Source organism: Staphylococcus sp. TE8 (genome assembly GCF_000692055.1).
Taxonomy (GTDB): domain Bacteria; phylum Bacillota; class Bacilli; order Staphylococcales; family Staphylococcaceae; genus Staphylococcus; species Staphylococcus capitis.
The window spans coordinates 1,294,382-1,310,956 of sequence record NZ_JMGB01000001.1; the positions used below are offsets into that span (position 1 = coordinate 1,294,382).

Below are 16,575 nucleotides of genomic sequence, written 5' to 3' on the forward strand. Positions count from 1 at the left end.
TATTGATATTAAGACAGACTAATGACTATATATTAATAAGCTATGTATCATGAAAAATAACTTTACTTTATATTAAATTATTTTACCATAACACTTTGAGTCCAGTCGACGACAAACCAAGACATTCATTTTAAATTTATACCTACTCAAAACTATGACGTTAATACAAATTTTAAAGTATCACCTTTGAACTCGTTTATAAATTTGTAAACGAGAGTATTCTAAGGTACAAATGTATAAAAAATGTCTACAAAGTCTGTAACTTTGTAGACATTCAAAATTTAAAATGATTTCTCACTTTTATAGAAAAGTATTAAATTTAGTCAGCGTAAATTTCATCTAATGGTTTTACGATGATTTGGTTAATTTCTTGGAATACTTGGCTCATTTTTTGCTCAGCATTCATTAATTCAGAGATATTTTCATCTTTTTCGATAGCTTGAGCTTGTTCTTGAGCTTTTTGTAAATCCTCTTCAGGAATTTCTTCACCTTGCATTTGTTTTTGTTGGAAACTAATTTGAGTTTCACGGAATTCGTCGAATAATTTTTTTGATTCTTCGTTTTCTTTAACTTTAGCAAATGCATCTTTAATAGCTTTATATTCTTCACTGTCTCTTAAAGCTTGTTCTAATTGATTTGCATAATCGTATAAATTTACTGCCATAGTTGTTTGCACTCCTTTGAGTTAATTTGTGTTTTAACCACTCACAAATAACTTTAACATATATGTCACCTTTAGACAAAGATTGCAATTACACCTTGGAAGAAACCAATAATTCCTCCAAGTAAAAATCCTAGTGACATAATCAATTTTAATTCTTTATTAGCAATTTCTATAATTAACTTTTCAATGTAATCTAAGTCAAATGTATTAATTTGATCTTCTACTAGTTGTCGCAAATTAATCTTTTTCATTATATTGGTAAGATGTCGTGAAATATTATGAACAATGACTTGAGTAATTTTAGTAGCTGCTTCATTTTCAAGGAAGTGAATAAACTGAGGTGCAAGTTCATATATTGGTAAACGAGCTTTACCATTAAGATCAATATATGAGATTAAAAGATCTGTCGTGGATTTAGAAATAGATTCAAATTGCTCATCACTAACTAATTCTTCTAAATGCTTATTCTTAAGTGTCTCATATTCATTGCGAATGATCTTATTAATAATTACACGTGCTTTCGGATGTTGAGTCAATCGAATAAGTTCGTGTTGAATACGTTCTGCGATGCTTTCTTTAGTCATGAACATTTGTAGAAGACCTACAATTTTTCCTTTTTCCTGAAAGAAGGTATCTAACATTTCATATATATCGTGTGAACCTTTGTCAGAATTCAAATATTTTCTAGCTCTCTCGCATAATAAATCAGCTAATTCTTCTACTTTATCATCTGCTAAAACAAACAATTGCTCTGGCAAACATGCTGTTAATGCCTCTTGCTTATGTTGTTGATAAAAGTTTATAAGTTTGTCATTCAAAGTTGTTTTTACCTTATTATTTAATAAATCAGTTACATTAATGTCTAATGCTTGAGCAAAATTTTCAATTGTTGCATCTTGAGATTTAAGCTTTTGTATTTGAGTAAGAACTAAGTCTTGAATCGCATCTTGAGATTGTGGTTGATTTAACTTATGACGAATCATTTCTTCAGTAATTAAATGATCTTCGATAACTTGACCTATTTTCTCAGCTATTTCTCCACGTCTTTTTGGAATTAAACCTGGAGTGAATGGAATTCTCATTTTAAATATATAATATGGTTTAAATGGATGAAATAACATACGTATCGCTATAACATTTGTTATACCACCTATTATAGCCCCTATAATCATCATAAAAGCAATCACTAAAAAAGCGTGCATATTGTTAACTCCCTATTTAAATTTGAAATTGTGGTTAGATTATAACATCAATTAACCTAACTTCATTCTTTTAAAACTTATAAATACAAATTACTAAAAATAAAACGATGAAAATCAAAAATGAATTTCATCGTTAAGTAGAAAAATAATTTTGTTTAATTAAGACAATACATCTGAAATAAGTGATTAAATCATTATAAGATTCTACTATCACTTTTAATTATACATGTAGTAATTCTTCTTTAGCATTTCTATTAAAGTAAGTTTCAGCCTCTCTCATTTTAGAAGTCCCGAAGATTGGTTGCTTATCTGCATTTAATACTCGGTAAATGTTACTTACTTTATTACTTTGTAAAATAAATCCATTACGCGTTTCGATTGTATTCCAATAAATATCACTTGTAGTAGCATGATTAGGGTAAGCACAATGATTTCTAGAAATAGTTTGAACGATTTCTAATGGGTCGCAACCAAATGTGCTATTGAGTACATCTGAATCTCTAAATAACGCGCAAATTGAGACACAAGTCGTCCAGTTAGGTAAGACTCTTTCTTTTTCAATTTGTACTAATGTTTTTTTAGAAAGTCCGATTGTTTGAGCCATTGTATCTTGAGTATAGCCCGCTTCAATACGTACCATTTTAAATTTTGTTTGAATTAAATCTGTGAAACTCTGTCTATCCATTCTATTTATCTACCTTTCTAATTGGAAATATTTTATCCGGACACAAGAAATTGCAATAATACACATTTCTTGAAACACAAATTACATCTTAATATATTTTTAATAAAAATAAAAGAGAGAAATGCGTTTTTCTAACTATTTTATTAAAGGCAAAATTATCAAAATAGTTAAATATTTACATTTAACGACATTTTGACTAATTAAATTTAAAATATGTATATTTATTTTATATAATTGCGTTTGGCACATTTATATTAATTTATTTTCCATAGCATAAATAGCAGCTTGTGTTCTATCCGTAACTTGTAATTTATTAAATATGTGACTTACATGTGTTTTAATAGTCTTTTCAGATACAAATAATGTTTGAGCAATTTCTTTATTTGTCTTGCCTTTAACCATCTCTCTCAATACTTCAACTTCTCTTTTAGATAATTTATTAGTAAAATGAGGCTTTTTAGATACTGTTTCAATCACACTTTTAGCTTCAGGATGAATGATACGTTCACCATTTAAAACTTTATGAATTGTTTCAATCAATTTTTGTGGTTCTACGTCTTTCATTTCGTAACCATCTGCACCTTTGTCTATAGCTGATATCACATGTTCATCATCTACATAGCTCGTTAAAACTAAAACTTTGACTTGAGGATATTGTCTTTTTAAAACTTCAGTAATTTCAATTCCATTCATTTCTGGCATCACTAAATCGAGCAACACAATATCAGGCAGATGATGTTGCTCTATATATGATAGAAATGTTTTGCCATCAGAAAAACCCTTGACTACTTCTAAATCATCAACTGTTGAAAGTAAAAACTCTAATCCTTGGCGTACGATATGATGATCATCTACTAGTACTACTTTATGCATAATCGTTCTCCTTTTTTTATTACTTTAAAGGTATATTTATTGTAATGGTAGTACCTTTATTCAATTGTGATTGAATATCTAATTTACCATTCAATGTATGTGTCCGTTGTTTAAGATTATTGATACCACTTGAAGCATTAACATTTACTTCATGCAAGTTAAATCCCTTTCCTAAATCTATAATTTCAATAATGAGATTATCCTGTCTTTGCGTTAGATTTAATGAGACTTCATTAGTATCGGCATGCTTTCTGACATTATTCATCGCCTCTTGTATCATACGATAAATATTTTCTTCTACATGATTAGTTAAATTGATTAAGCCATCAACATGGACGTCTAAATTTAGATTTAAAACATCACTATAGTTATTTAAAGCGTGAATTAATCCGTGCTCTAGTCCTACAGGCTTTAATTGCCAAATCAATGCTCTCATTTCATTAACAGCATTTTGACTCGTTTCTTCTATAGTTTTAAATGCATTTTTAGAAAAATCATCCGATGCCATTCCTTGGGCAGCATGAGCAGTAAGTTTTAACGAGAATAACATTTGATTAACAGAATCATGCAGATCTCGAGCTAAACGGTTGCGCTCATTAATCTTAGCCGCTTCCTTTTCTCTATCTGTCAATAATATACGTTTTATCGCCGAACCTATTTGAAATGCTACAGATTCTAGTAATTCTAAATCTTGCTCGCTATAATGTTTTTTATTTGGTGAAGCAACGTTAAGTAGTCCAAATTGTTCCTCTCCAGAACGCAGTGGCACAGTTGCATGATGCGTAATATCATCTGTTTCTTCTTGATATGCACGATTAGCTAAATTAATTCTTGAACAATTTATAATATTGGACGCTTTAGTTAATTTTTTATTATTATATGCTTTGACACACCAACATGATCCGTTAGTCATATAATGACAATCTTTTTTAGATAATGCACCAGGGAGGTCTACTGAGGAAACGAGTTCATGGTTCCCCTCCTCATTGATAAAAAATATCCATCCAGTCGTGAAGTTACTACCATTAATAAGATAACGTAGTCCTCCTTGCATCATGCTATACATCTCTGTTTCTTCATTAAGAAATTCAGCTATTTCTTTTAGTAATGCAAGTCTTGTTGGCTTCTCCATTTTATCGCCCCAATACTATATCAATAATATTTATATTATACATGCCTTAGCTTTATTTTGAAAATGTAATTAAATACACAATTGATAAGTGTTTGAAAATTCATTTTCAAAAATAAACATGATATAGAGAGTAATTAATTTGTGTTATGATAATAATGAACTATAGGAGGATATTATGAAATTTACGATACCTGAACAATACACTGAGAAATCTTTAAGAGAGATATTTCAAAATCTCAATCTCCCTAAAAAAGACTTACATCAACTTAATATGTCAAAAGATATAACAATCAATAATCAATCTGCTAAATTAACTGATGTAGTGAGAACCGGTGATTCGGTGTTCATACCTACACCAGAGGAAAAAAGTAATTATTTACCTAGTTATCGTTACGCACAGGTTTATTATGAAGATGATGACTTTGCGATAGTGATGAAGCCTAAAGGTGTTAAAACTCATCCAAATGATTTAAAAGAGAGTAATACACTTATGAATCATGTAATTTACACAGTTGACAGTGAATATGTCGAACCTATTCATCGTTTAGACCAAGAAACAGTGGGTTTACTTATTGTTGCTAAGAATCCAATTATGAAAAAAATCTTAGATCGAATGTTAGAAGAAAATGAGATTACTCGTATTTACAAAGCTAACGTTAAAGCATTGTTACCAATCAAACCTCAAACAATAGATATGCCTATTGGTAAAGACAAATTCCATCCTAATAAGCGTAGAATTTCAAATACAGGACAACGAGCAATCACTCATATTTTAAATTCTGAGATGATTAAAGAAGGTATATGTCAACTTGATATTAAACTTGATACAGGTCGTACGCATCAAATACGCGTACATTTAGCAGAAATCGGTCACCCTGTAATTGGTGATCCATTATATGGTGATTCAACATTGCGTAAATTAGAACTTAATAGTCATAAAATTGAATTGATTCATCCATTAACACGTGAGTTGGTTTCGGTAAGCTTGGATGATAAAAAGGCATAAGTCTACTATGGAACAGATAGAGGCTCAATAATATGTAATATTAAATAAGCGAGAGACGTATTATTCAATACGCCTCTCGCTTTTATCATAGATTTAATTAGTGAGGGTCAACCATGTCTTCTGGTTTAATCCATTCTTCAAATTGTTCTTCAGTAACATATCCGCTATTTATAGCTGACTCTTTAAGAGTTAATCCCTCTTTATGCGCCTTTTTAGCAATCTGAGCCGCTTTTTCGTAACCTATATGTGGGTTTAATGCTGTAACTAACATTAATGATTGATTTAAGTAATTGTCGATATTTTCTTCAATCGGCTCAATACCTACTGCACAATTATCATTAAATGTTTGCATACCGTCAGCTAATAGATAAATTGATTGTAAAGTATTATGAAGAATAACTGGTTTGAATACATTTAATTCGAAGTTACCTTGTGAACTTGCAAAACCAACTGCAGTATCATTACCCATAACTTGTACTGCGACCATAGTTAACATTTCACATTGTGTTGGATTAACTTTACCAGGCATAATAGATGAACCAGGTTCATTTTCAGGAATAGAAATTTCTGCTAAACCTGCTCTTGGACCTGAAGCTAACCATCTTACATCGTTTGCAATTTTCATTAAATCGCCTGCTAATGCTTTCAATGTACCATGTAATTGAACTACTTCATCATGTGCAGTTAAAGCATGGAATTTATTATCAGATGAAACAAAGGCATACCCTGTGTTATCTGAAATAAATTTAGCTACTTTAGCTCCAAACTCTGGATGAGCATTTATTCCAGTTCCCACTGCTGTGCCACCGATAGCTAAACTAAGGATATGTTTCTTAGATTCACTTAAAAGTTCTTCACATTTATCTAACATATATCGCCAACCACTAATTTCTTGGCCTAATTTAATTGGGGTTGCATCTTGTAAATGTGTACGTCCAATTTTAATAATTGATTGATATTGATCTTCTTTTTCTTTTAAAGTATTACGCAGATTCTTAAGCGCTGGTTCTAATTTTGTTTCAACTTCATGATATAAAGCAACGTGCATTGCTGTTGGGAATGTATCATTAGAGCTTTGTGATTTATTTACGTCATCGTTAGGATGAATCGTTTCATCACTATTATGTTCTTTAAGATACTCATTAGCTACATAGCTTACGACTTCATTTACGTTCATATTACTTTGAGTGCCGCTTCCTGTTTGCCAAACTACTAATGGAAAATGTTCGTCTAGCTCCCCTTTTAGAATGCGATCACATGCATATACTATGGCATCTTTTTTCTCATCACTTAACTTTCCTAACTCATTGTTAGCTAACGCTGCCCCTCTTTTTAATTGAGCGAATCCATAAACTACTTCAATTGGCATGCGTTCCTTACCAACTGGGAAATTACGTTTACTTCTTTCAGTTTGAGCACCCCAAAACTTATCTCCAGGTACTTCAATTTCTCCAAAAGTATCATGTTCAATTCTGACTGACATACATTTCTCTCCCCTTATTCATCTTTATTTAATTGTAGTATAGCACTATTTAATTTGTATGGGCAACGATGAGGTGAAACGTTTTCATTTCAAATATTAAAACCCTCATTATGTTCTAAAGTGATTAGAAGTAATGAGGGAATATATAATGAATTAAGCATTTTTATATTTACTTTTAATAGCTTGTACAATTGCTATAGCTGTTAAAATAAATAAAATTACACTTAACGCAATAGTGAATGGACTAATTGAAACTAAAAACCCTAAAAATCCAGTTAAGCTATTATAAAAGCTATTAAGTGTATAGATAAGAATACCTGTAATGGCTAAACAGCAAATAACACTGATTACAACGCCGGATTGATTACTTTTAATAAAAGTTTGAGCACTCACATCATCGATTAAACCCTTTGAGAGGTTTAATTGAAGCTGAACAATTTTAAATAGTAAGGGTAAATAGAGAGCTCCTAAAGCAAGCGGAAACGCTTTAATTGAAATTAAACTAATAATGATGGTTGCTATCATCAAATGTAGCCAATATTTTCCTAACATATTTTGAATCTCCTTGAATTATTCACTATTTAGTATCTTATCACAATTCCATAATGAGGTGGAACTTTGTTATAGTAGATGAAAATTTAAAACTAAAAATTAATAAATTTAAAAAGAACTCCAATAAACTAATAAAAGCTAGCTTATTGGAGTCAAATAAATTATTATTCATTATTAAGGTCAGAACGAACATCTTCATCATGAGATTGGTTTAATTTATCTTCATCATTTTCTTCTGAAATTTGTTCCATTTCTTTTCCTAATTCTTTTAAATCATCTAAATCTGTAACCATAGCATTTTCTTCTTCATGATAATTCAATTTAGATTCATGTTCTTTATTCATTATAAAATCCCTCACATAGTTTATTGATTAAACATAACGTGCTGTGAAGTATTCTTTAACATCCTCAGGTAATCCTGCAGCCGCTTCTTTATCTAAAATAACATTTACCATGCGGTGTGCTTTAAGATCTGCTGGCTCATAACTAGATTTGCCGTTTTCACGATAAAGTTTTTCAATAACTTCACGTTTATTACTACCTGTAACAACTAAGAAGATTTCTCTAGCTTCCATAAGGCCTTGACGTACACTTACATCTAACTTGCCACTTTCATCAATTGAAAGAACTTGAAGGATTAATTTACCTTTATTTTCTTTAGTTTTCATTTTATCTGAAATAAAATCAATTGCATCTCGTTCATAAGAAATTGAATACACTTGGCTTTCAGGTACACCTAATGCTTCATAATAAGATCTATTATCATCATAATCTAAAATATTAATTTGGCTGAAATCTACAGCATGCGTATCTACATTTTTCTTAAGTTCATCTAATACAGGTGCGTGATCTTTTTCTAAGTGAAAACCTGCAATTGTAGTTGGATTATTATTAAATTGTTTACGAATAATATCTGCAGCATATTCTGCTACTCTTTCACTATTTTCAAATACTTTAAAGTTCATTGCCATATTAATTACACTCCTCTAAGTTTGCTCTTTACATAGAATGGTTGATATTAATTTCAAGTATACCCTTTTAAACAATTTATCAAACCAAGTAAATTCAGATTAATGTTAGTACTTCATGATTAAATATAACATTTCTAACTAAATGATGACATTTATATATTTTTAAAAAATAAAATTTAATTATGAAAGATTTGGAAATTCTTGTTGTCTTAAGGCTTCATAAATCAATAGTGCAGCCGTATTAGATAAATTTAATGATCTAATTTTATCGCTCATTGGTATTCTTAAAGCGGTATCAGCATATTTCTCTTTTACCCAATCAGGAAGCCCAGTTGTTTCTCTTCCAAAAATAAAATAATGATTCTCTATTGTATTAGAAAAATCAAAATCGCTATAAGTTTGTTTGCCAAATTTAGTTAACAAGTAATAATTACCTTCAGTGCTATCAAAAAATTCTTCAATGCTTTCATGATATGTAATATTTACATGCTCCCAGTAGTCTAACCCAGCTCTTTTTAACATTTTATCATCTGTACTAAAACCTAAGGGTTTAATAAGATGTAAATGTGTGAAAGTACCAGCACATGTTCTAGCTATATTTCCAGTATTAGCAGGTATCTCTGGTTGAAATAATACAATATGATTTGTCATATTCAGTCTCTCCTCATGTCCAAGCCTTTTTTCATTTCTACTTGAACTTCCTCTATTTCTTTTTCATAATTTTCATTAATAAAAGCCTTTGCGTCTTCACCTTGAATTTGACCTATAGCCCAATAAGCTGTACCTCTAATCATAGGTCTAGGATCATTAAGTGCAACTTCTTTTAGTTCTGGTATGGCACTTTCCTCGTTAAAATGCGCTAAAGCTAGAATTGCGTTTCTTTGTATAGGTTTTTTACCTCGCCACGCTCCAGCCAAATGACCATAAGTGTTCTTAAACTCTTTATTACTCATTTGCAATAAAGGAACTAAACGTGGTTTTAGGATTTCCGGTTCAAGTACTATATCATCATGTTGAGTATTAATACCTCTATTTTTAGGACACACTTGTTGACATGTGTCACAACCATATAAACGATTTCCTATTTTATAACGGTATTCATCTTGTAGATAACCTTTTGTTTGGGTTAAAAAGCTTATACATTTTTGACTATTCAACTGACCATTACCAACTAATGCACCCGTAGGACAACGATCAACGCAGATTGTACAGTCTCCACAACTGTCTAAAATAGGATCATCTGGTTCGAAAGGTATACTCACTAACATTTCACCTAAATAAGTCCAAGTCCCCAATTCTGGAGAAATAACAAATCCATTTCTACCAACAAATCCTAATCCTGCGCGTTCTGCTACAGCTCTGTCTGAAAGTACACCAGTGTCTACCATAGACTGTATCTCGACATCGGGTACCTTTTCTCGTAGAAATTCACTTAATTTATCAAGTCTTTTACGCATAATTGTATGATAATCTTGACCCCAAGAAGCTCGCGCAAACATGCCACGTCGATCACCTCTTACACTTTTAGGTGCACCTTTTAATTTATTTGGGTAACCTACAGCGATTGCGATAATGGAACGCGCACTCGGTAAACTTAGTTTAGGTTCAGTTCTTAGAGCGATGTCTGATTCTTCAAATCCAGATGCAAAACCTTTTGAATGATAGCTTTCCAATTTTTGTTTTAGCTCATCAAATGGATCTGCAGTTGTGAAACCTATACTATCAATGCCAATCGAATGGGCATAGTCGATAATCTCTCTTTTTAACTGCTTGTAATCCACAAGCTTTGCCCCCTCACATAAAATTACATATGTCATTTTAACACATGTTTAAATAGGATAACGTTGTGAGTTTTTATTTTTCTAAAAAAAGATAGAAGTGAAATCAATGACATAGTGAAAGATTTCTACGTTCTATCTTAATTTAAATATCAGCTTATTATAATACACGAGATAAGAAATTTTGAGTTCTTTCTTGTTGAGGATGTTCAAAAATTGCTGTTGGCTTACCTGATTCCACTACAACGCCATCTGCCATAAAAATCACTTTATCACTAACTTCTTTAGCAAAGTTCATTTCATGCGTAACAATTACCATAGTCATTCCATCTTTAGCTAAATCTCTCATTACTTTTAATACATCTCCTACAACCTCCGGGTCTAACGCAGATGTTGGCTCATCAAATAATAAAACATCTGGTTTCATGGCTAATGCCCTAGCGATGGCAACCCTTTGTTTCTGTCCTCCAGATAATTGATTAGGATATGCATCTGCTTTATCCTTTAAACCTACCTTATCTAATAAAGCTAAAGCGGTATTTTTTAACTGCTCTTTATCCCCTTTAAGTAACATCTTAGGTGCTAACATAATATTATCTATCACTTTTTTATGAGGAAATAGATTGAAGTTTTGAAATACCATCCCCATTTTTTGACGTAATTCATCTAAATGAACATTTTTATGAGTTAAATCATTACCTTCAAAAATAACTTGTCCTTTCGTAGGTGTTTCAAGTAAATTCATACAACGTAACAACGTACTTTTACCACTACCTGAAGGACCTATAATAGCAACTACTTCTCCTTGAGAAACTTCTAGATTAATATCTTTAAGAACTTCATGATTTCCAAACTTTTTGTTCAAATTTTTAATTTTAATCACTAGCTTTCATTCTCCCTTCAACTAAACTCATGATGCGTGATAATGCAAACGTTAAAATAAAGTATAGAACTGCAGCAACGATTAAAGGTGTAAAAGGATCGAATGAAATACCTTGAACAACTTGAGCATTAAACATAATTTCGCCTACACCAATAGTTGAAACAATCGATGATTCTTTAATGAGCGTAACAAATTCATTTCCTAAAGCTGGTAAAATATTTTTAATCGCTTGAGGCATAATGACCGACTTCATAGTTTGAATGTAGTTTAAACCTAAACTTCTTGCTGCCTCCATCTGACCTTTGTCCACAGCATTGATACCTGCTCTAATAATTTCTGCTATGTAAGCTGATGAATTTATGATAAGTGCTATTGTTCCACATATAAGTGCGGAAACATCTAAGCCAAGTGCTGCTGTGGTACCAAAGAATACAATAAATACTTGTACTAACATTGGTGTTCCTCTTAAGAATTCAATATAAATACTTGCTAACCAAGATAATGGTTTAAATTTATTTATTTTCAATAATGCGATAAAAGCACCTAGTATAGAACCTAAAATAACGCCTACTAATGAGATTAAAATAGTGTTTTTAATTCCCTTAATAAAGAAACTTCCATATTTTGTGAAGAAATTCCCATCATCTTGCATATCCTGAGCAGCTTGATTCATATACTTATCAATAAGGTTTTTGTTGTTTACTTCATCAATAGTTTGATTTAAATGCTTTAGTAAAATTGGCGAATTTTTAGGAACTGCTATACATGTAGGTTTCTTTTCTTCATTAAATTTTACATCAGCGAATTCTAATTCAGGATTTTGTTTTAAATACGCTTCTCCTACTGGTTTTTCAACAATTGTTCCTACAACTTTACCACTTTTAAGAGCTAAAATTGACTCAGGTAATCGATTTAGAGAGGATACTTGACTATCTTTTATTTCATTATGAGCTATTTTCTCTTGATCAGTTCCTTTTTGAGCAGCAATTTTCTTACCTGTGAAATCTTTCAAATCTTTATATTTATTTTTATCTGATTTTTTAACTAACATTACATTATTTGTCATCATATACGGCTCGGTAAAATCTACTTCCTTTTTTCTTTCCGGTGTTGTAGTCATACCAGATATAATGACATCAATTTTTCCAGTTTTTAATGCCCCTAATAAACTATCGAATTGCATATTAATAATTTTTAACTTCAAATGATTATCTTTGGCTATTTTCTTCGCTAGCTCAATATCGACACCTGCATAATCAGTTTTACCATTTTTTATTTTTTCAAATTCTAAAGGTGCATAATCAGCAGATAATCCAACACGAAGTTCACCACGTTGTTTAATCTTGTTCCAATTAGAATCTTCTTCAGCACTAGCAATTGGATTTATATATGTAATTGCAGAGCCTAAAAGTAGTGTAATGACTATAAGAATTTTAATAATTTTGTACATACTTTATGAGCCCTCCTAAATAAATATACATTATTATACATAATTACTAATAATAATGCAATTTAATTTTGAAGAAAGACAAAAAAATAAGCAATGTTTCAATAGATACTACCATGAAACATTGCTCGCATGCATATAATAATTTATTCTTTTGGTATTTCGAATTTATAGATTTCATCGCTATATGAATGAATAAATCTTTTGCATAAATGATGTATAATAAACGCACCAATAAATGGAACAACAAAATAACCAATTATCAATAAAATAATATTGAAAGACGTATCACCAGACATTCGATTAAGCGCATTAATCGGTCCAACTAGACCTGTATAACCAAAACCAGCTGACAATGGTGTCCCCTTAATATTTAAAAGATACGCTACTATACCACAAATAATCCCATTTAGTGTTAAGGGAATAGCAATAATTAAGTTCTTCAAATAGACAGGTATCATCATTTTAGCTGCACCAATTAATAGGACCAAATTGACACCGATTGAATTGACTCTTAGTGATCCAAATAAAAACGTTACACATGCTGCAACAATACCCATATTTGCAGCACCACTACCTAAACCAGTTAAACTTATAGCAGTAGCTATCGCTACGAGAGAAATAGGTGTAACCATCAATAAAGAAAATGTCACACATATAAGGATAGACATTAATAATGGGTTTAATTCAGTAAAACCATTAATGAGTCTACCAATAGATTTAGTAATGATTTGAACATATGGGAGTGTCATTAAACCTATCGCTCCACTAACTACGGGTACTAATACCGGTAGTATAATCATTTCAAATGAACCAAGTTTACCCTCAAGAAACATATAAATGGCACAAGCGATAACGACCACAATAATGACATTAATAATATCTCCTATACCTTTTAAAGCTATGCCACCATTACTAAACTGTATAGCTCCAGAACCTAATATAGCAGAAGTACCTATCATTGCAGCTCCTGCTCCTTTAAATTTAAATTGATGCGCCGCTAACACACCTATTATAAAAGCCATAAATGATTGAATAACAGTTACTAATTGGAATATAGTTTCTAATAAGTGATTTCCTTCTTTAAATAACTTGAGTAATTCACCTAATAATGCATTAGGTAATAGAGCAACAACTACCCCCGCCCCTACAGCATTTAATATATTGTTAAAAAATGATTTTCCACTAAATTGAGATTGACTCATGATGTACCTCCAACAATTGCATTAGATTAATAGTATTATAGATAAGTATGATTAACAATAACTAAATTTAGAAAAAGTAAAAATTTAAGGGTGTTTTAGTATTTTTTTATTTTTCAGGTTAATATCTTCTTTAACACATTAAGTTCTGATAATCATATTCGTATTTATTATAGTATTAAAAAAAGAGTGAAAACGTTGATTTAACAACATTCTCACTCTAAAAGTTCCTAAAAGAATATAAAATTATACCGGTGGTCGGGATCGAACCGACACTCCAAAAAGGAACGGGATTTTGAGTCCCGCGCGTCTGCCAATTCCGCCACACCGGCTCAATAGATAAATAAAAAACTTCCCTATGGAAGCATATTATGGAGCGGAAGATAGGACTTACACCTATACCTCGTTCCGGGAAGGAACGTGTTCTAAAAATTGAACTACTCCCGCTTAATATTAAATTATATGGAGCGGAAGATAGGATTTGCACCTATATCTCATTCCGGGAAGGAATGTGTTCTAAGAGTTGAACTACTCCCGCATATAAAAATTAATGGAGCGGAAGATAGGACTTGCACCTATACCTCGTTCCGGGAAGGAACGTGTTCTAAGAGTTGAACTACTCCCGCTTAATCCTGGAGGCGGCAACCGGATTTGAACCGGTGATAAAGGTTTTGCAGACCTCTGCCTTACCACTTGGCTATGCCGCCAATAACTGGGCTAGCTGGATTCGAACCAGCGCGTGACGGAGTCAAAGTCCGTTGCCTTACCGCTTGGCTATAGCCCATTAATAATAAGGGCGGTTGAAGGGAATCGAACCCTCGAATGTCGGAACCACAATCCGATGCGTTAACCACTTCGCCACAACCGCCATGGCAGGGGCAGTAGGAATCGAACCCACATCAAAGGTTTTGGAGACCTCTATTCTACCGTTGAACTATGCCCCTATTTAGATGGTGGAGGGGGGCAGATTCGAACTGCCGAACCCGAAGGAGCGGATTTACAGTCCGCCGCGTTTAGCCACTTCGCTACCCCTCCAAGAGATGGTGCCGGCCAGAGGACTTGAACCCCCAACCTACTGATTACAAGTCAGTTGCTCTACCAATTGAGCTAGGCCGGCGTGCTAAATGGTTCAGGACAGAGTCGAACTGCCGACACATGGAGCTTCAATCCATTGCTCTACCAACTGAGCTACTGAACCATAATAAATATATCGTAATGGCGGTCTCGACGGGAATCGAACCCGCGATCTCCTGCGTGACAGGCAGGCGTGTTAACCGCTACACTACGAGACCTATAAAGAAAATATTGCGGGAGGCGGATTTGAACCACCGACCTTCGGGTTATGAGCCCGACGAGCTACCGAACTGCTCCATCCCGCGATAATAATAATGGCGGAGGAAGAGGGATTCGAACCCCCGCGGCCCGTTAAGGCCCTGTCGGTTTTCAAGACCGATCCCTTCAGCCGGACTTGGGTATTCCTCCATTATTTATAGGTAAATCGCTATTAAATTAATTAAAAATGGCGGTCCCGACGGGAATCGAACCCGCGATCTCCTGCGTGACAGGCAGGCGTGTTAACCGCTACACTACGGGACCATTTATAAAACGGAGGAAGAGGGATTCGAACCCCCGCGAGCCGTTAAGCTCCTGTCGGTTTTCAAGACCGATCCCTTCAGCCGGACTTGGGTATTCCTCCAAAATTATATGGACCTTGCAGGACTCGAACCTGCGACCGAACGGTTATGAGCCGTTAGCTCTAACCAACTGAGCTAAAGGTCCTAAATATAATTCTACAACTAATAAGTAGTGGCGGTGGAGGGGATCGAACCCCCGACCTCACGGGTATGAACCGTACGCTCTAGCCAGCTGAGCTACACCGCCGTTATGTAGTTTGTAAATTAATAATGGTGGAGACTAGCGGGATCGAACCGCTGACCTCCTGCGTGCAAAGCAGGCGCTCTCCCAGCTGAGCTAAGCCCCCAAAATTAATATGTACTATCGGGAAGACAGGATTCGAACCTACGACCCCTTGGTCCCAAACCAAGTGCTCTACCAAGCTGAGCTACTTCCCGTAGAATAAGCGCGCCCGATAGGAGTCGAACCCATAACCTTTTGATCCGTAGTCAAACGCTCTATCCAGTTGAGCTACGGGCGCATACAATATAAAAGATGGTGCCGAGGACCGGAATCGAACCGGTACGGTGATCTCTCACCGCAGGATTTTAAGTCCTGTGCGTCTGCCAGTTCCGCCACCCCGGCACAGTTATAATGGAGCGGAAGACGGGATTCGAACCCGCGACCCCCACCTTGGCAAGGTGGTGTTCTACCACTGAACTACTTCCGCATATGCGGGTGAAGGGAGTCGAACCCCCACGCCGTGAAGGCGCTAGATCCTAAGTCTAGTGCGTCTGCCAATTCCGCCACACCCGCGTATCTAATGGTGAGCCATAGAGGATTCGAACCTCTGACCCTCTGATTAAAAGTCAGATGCTCTACCAACTGAGCTAATGGCTCTATAGATGGTGCCGGCCAGAGGACTTGAACCCCCAACCTACTGATTACAAGTCAGTTGCTCTACCAATTGAGCTAGGCCGGCAAATTTAATTGTTATAAATGGTGGAGAATGACGGGTTCGAACCGCCGACCCTCTGCTTGTAAGGCAGATGCTCTCCCAGCTGAGCTAATTCTCCAAGTATA

At 33.9% G+C, this 16,575-nt stretch carries 15 protein-coding genes and 27 tRNA genes; 1 reads left to right on the plus strand and 41 read right to left on the minus strand.

Features of this window, described 5'->3' with window-relative positions; all coding sequences use genetic code 11:
* Window positions 1-319: 319 nt before the first annotated feature.
* The 5 genes from CM54_RS06155 to CM54_RS06175 form a co-directional block, all read right to left on the minus strand.
* Window positions 320-664: a YlbF/YmcA family competence regulator gene (locus tag CM54_RS06155; RefSeq protein ID WP_002434673.1), complete on the minus strand. Its 345-nt coding sequence runs from the start codon at window positions 662-664 to the stop codon at window positions 320-322.
* 71 nt (window positions 665-735) lie between these two features.
* Window positions 736-1,866: a DUF445 domain-containing protein gene (locus CM54_RS06160; RefSeq protein WP_023350051.1), complete on the minus strand. Its 1,131-nt coding sequence runs from the start codon at window positions 1,864-1,866 to the stop codon at window positions 736-738.
* A gap of 220 nt (window positions 1,867-2,086) precedes the next feature.
* Window positions 2,087-2,551, minus strand: coding sequence for an XRE family transcriptional regulator XdrA (gene xdrA / locus CM54_RS06165; protein ID WP_002434804.1), 465 nt, complete (start codon window positions 2,549-2,551; stop codon window positions 2,087-2,089).
* 249 nt (window positions 2,552-2,800) lie between these two features.
* Window positions 2,801-3,424 (minus strand): response regulator, encoded by a 624-nt coding sequence (locus CM54_RS06170; protein WP_002434769.1) that lies wholly within the window; start codon window positions 3,422-3,424, stop codon window positions 2,801-2,803.
* 19 nt (window positions 3,425-3,443) lie between these two features.
* Window positions 3,444-4,556, minus strand: a complete 1,113-nt coding sequence (locus CM54_RS06175; protein ID WP_037549760.1) for a GAF domain-containing sensor histidine kinase — start codon at window positions 4,554-4,556, stop codon at window positions 3,444-3,446.
* A 175-nt stretch (window positions 4,557-4,731) separates the two neighbouring features.
* Here CM54_RS06175 and CM54_RS06180 point away from each other — a divergent pair, with 175 nt between their 5' ends.
* Entirely contained in the window at window positions 4,732-5,562 is an 831-nt protein-coding gene (locus CM54_RS06180) for an RluA family pseudouridine synthase (RefSeq protein ID WP_002434696.1), read from the plus strand.
* Between the two features lie 97 nt (window positions 5,563-5,659).
* On the opposite strand, the gene fumC is transcribed toward CM54_RS06180, so the two are convergent.
* The 36 genes from fumC to CM54_RS06355 form a co-directional block, all read right to left on the minus strand.
* Window positions 5,660-7,045 carry a class II fumarate hydratase gene (gene fumC / locus CM54_RS06185; RefSeq protein ID WP_023350047.1) on the minus strand — a complete coding sequence of 462 codons (1,386 nt, stop codon included), beginning with the start codon at window positions 7,043-7,045 and terminating at the stop codon, window positions 5,660-5,662.
* Window positions 7,046-7,198: 153 nt separating this feature from the next.
* Window positions 7,199-7,597: a hypothetical protein gene (locus CM54_RS06190; RefSeq protein WP_002453579.1), complete on the minus strand. Its 399-nt coding sequence runs from the start codon at window positions 7,595-7,597 to the stop codon at window positions 7,199-7,201.
* A gap of 164 nt (window positions 7,598-7,761) precedes the next feature.
* Window positions 7,762-7,941, minus strand: coding sequence for an SAS053 family DNA gyrase inhibitor (locus tag CM54_RS06195; RefSeq protein WP_002434789.1), 180 nt, complete (start codon window positions 7,939-7,941; stop codon window positions 7,762-7,764).
* Between the two features lie 27 nt (window positions 7,942-7,968).
* Complete coding sequence (locus CM54_RS06200; protein ID WP_037549763.1) at window positions 7,969-8,568, minus strand: 6-phosphogluconolactonase; 600 nt, start codon at window positions 8,566-8,568, stop codon at window positions 7,969-7,971.
* 180 nt (window positions 8,569-8,748) lie between these two features.
* The gene (gene trmL / locus CM54_RS06205) at window positions 8,749-9,219 is read right to left on the minus strand and encodes a tRNA (uridine(34)/cytosine(34)/5-carboxymethylaminomethyluridine(34)-2'-O)-methyltransferase TrmL (RefSeq protein ID WP_037549766.1); all 471 of its coding nucleotides are present in this window, start codon (window positions 9,217-9,219) and stop codon (window positions 8,749-8,751) included.
* 2 nt (window positions 9,220-9,221) lie between these two features.
* Entirely contained in the window at window positions 9,222-10,385 is a 1,164-nt protein-coding gene (queG, locus tag CM54_RS06210; protein ID WP_087671673.1) for a tRNA epoxyqueuosine(34) reductase QueG, read from the minus strand.
* Between the two features lie 121 nt (window positions 10,386-10,506).
* Window positions 10,507-11,229 carry an amino acid ABC transporter ATP-binding protein gene (locus CM54_RS06215; protein WP_037549768.1) on the minus strand — a complete coding sequence of 241 codons (723 nt, stop codon included), beginning with the start codon at window positions 11,227-11,229 and terminating at the stop codon, window positions 10,507-10,509.
* Window positions 11,222-12,679, minus strand: a complete 1,458-nt coding sequence (locus CM54_RS06220) for an ABC transporter substrate-binding protein/permease (RefSeq protein ID WP_023350042.1) — start codon at window positions 12,677-12,679, stop codon at window positions 11,222-11,224. The genes CM54_RS06215 and CM54_RS06220 overlap by 8 nt, the downstream gene beginning before the upstream one ends.
* A gap of 143 nt (window positions 12,680-12,822) precedes the next feature.
* Complete coding sequence (locus CM54_RS06225) at window positions 12,823-13,881, minus strand: PTS transporter subunit IIC (RefSeq protein ID WP_002434721.1); 1,059 nt, start codon at window positions 13,879-13,881, stop codon at window positions 12,823-12,825.
* 246 nt (window positions 13,882-14,127) lie between these two features.
* Window positions 14,128-14,210: transfer RNA gene (locus tag CM54_RS06230), tRNA-Leu, on the minus strand.
* A 40-nt stretch (window positions 14,211-14,250) separates the two neighbouring features.
* Window positions 14,251-14,325: transfer RNA gene (locus tag CM54_RS12570), tRNA-Gly, on the minus strand.
* A 16-nt stretch (window positions 14,326-14,341) separates the two neighbouring features.
* Window positions 14,342-14,416, minus strand: a tRNA-Gly gene (locus CM54_RS06235).
* 13 nt (window positions 14,417-14,429) lie between these two features.
* A tRNA-Gly gene (locus CM54_RS06240) sits at window positions 14,430-14,504 on the minus strand.
* Window positions 14,505-14,511: 7 nt separating this feature from the next.
* Window positions 14,512-14,585: transfer RNA gene (locus tag CM54_RS06245), tRNA-Cys, on the minus strand.
* A gap of 5 nt (window positions 14,586-14,590) precedes the next feature.
* Window positions 14,591-14,662: transfer RNA gene (locus tag CM54_RS06250), tRNA-Gln, on the minus strand.
* An 11-nt stretch (window positions 14,663-14,673) separates the two neighbouring features.
* Window positions 14,674-14,746 (minus strand) — tRNA-His (locus tag CM54_RS06255).
* Window positions 14,747-14,748: 2 nt separating this feature from the next.
* A tRNA-Trp gene (locus tag CM54_RS06260) sits at window positions 14,749-14,822 on the minus strand.
* A 7-nt stretch (window positions 14,823-14,829) separates the two neighbouring features.
* A tRNA-Tyr gene (locus tag CM54_RS06265) sits at window positions 14,830-14,913 on the minus strand.
* A gap of 6 nt (window positions 14,914-14,919) precedes the next feature.
* A tRNA-Thr gene (locus CM54_RS06270) sits at window positions 14,920-14,995 on the minus strand.
* Window positions 14,996-15,003: 8 nt separating this feature from the next.
* Window positions 15,004-15,076: transfer RNA gene (locus CM54_RS06275), tRNA-Phe, on the minus strand.
* A gap of 18 nt (window positions 15,077-15,094) precedes the next feature.
* Window positions 15,095-15,170, minus strand: a tRNA-Asp gene (locus tag CM54_RS06280).
* 13 nt (window positions 15,171-15,183) lie between these two features.
* A tRNA-Met gene (locus CM54_RS06285) sits at window positions 15,184-15,257 on the minus strand.
* A gap of 10 nt (window positions 15,258-15,267) precedes the next feature.
* Window positions 15,268-15,360: transfer RNA gene (locus CM54_RS06290), tRNA-Ser, on the minus strand.
* Between the two features lie 38 nt (window positions 15,361-15,398).
* A tRNA-Asp gene (locus CM54_RS06295) sits at window positions 15,399-15,474 on the minus strand.
* A 10-nt stretch (window positions 15,475-15,484) separates the two neighbouring features.
* Window positions 15,485-15,574: transfer RNA gene (locus CM54_RS06300), tRNA-Ser, on the minus strand.
* Between the two features lie 9 nt (window positions 15,575-15,583).
* Window positions 15,584-15,657, minus strand: a tRNA-Ile gene (locus tag CM54_RS06305).
* Between the two features lie 28 nt (window positions 15,658-15,685).
* Window positions 15,686-15,759 (minus strand) — tRNA-Met (locus tag CM54_RS06310).
* Between the two features lie 24 nt (window positions 15,760-15,783).
* A tRNA-Ala gene (locus tag CM54_RS06315) sits at window positions 15,784-15,859 on the minus strand.
* 17 nt (window positions 15,860-15,876) lie between these two features.
* A tRNA-Pro gene (locus tag CM54_RS06320) sits at window positions 15,877-15,950 on the minus strand.
* 9 nt (window positions 15,951-15,959) lie between these two features.
* A tRNA-Arg gene (locus CM54_RS06325) sits at window positions 15,960-16,033 on the minus strand.
* A gap of 15 nt (window positions 16,034-16,048) precedes the next feature.
* Window positions 16,049-16,137 (minus strand) — tRNA-Leu (locus CM54_RS06330).
* Between the two features lie 10 nt (window positions 16,138-16,147).
* Window positions 16,148-16,222: transfer RNA gene (locus CM54_RS06335), tRNA-Gly, on the minus strand.
* A 3-nt stretch (window positions 16,223-16,225) separates the two neighbouring features.
* Window positions 16,226-16,308 (minus strand) — tRNA-Leu (locus CM54_RS06340).
* An 8-nt stretch (window positions 16,309-16,316) separates the two neighbouring features.
* Window positions 16,317-16,392: transfer RNA gene (locus tag CM54_RS06345), tRNA-Lys, on the minus strand.
* Window positions 16,393-16,398: 6 nt separating this feature from the next.
* Window positions 16,399-16,474 (minus strand) — tRNA-Thr (locus tag CM54_RS06350).
* 18 nt (window positions 16,475-16,492) lie between these two features.
* A tRNA-Val gene (locus CM54_RS06355) sits at window positions 16,493-16,568 on the minus strand.
* Between the last annotated feature and the right edge of the window lie 7 nt (window positions 16,569-16,575).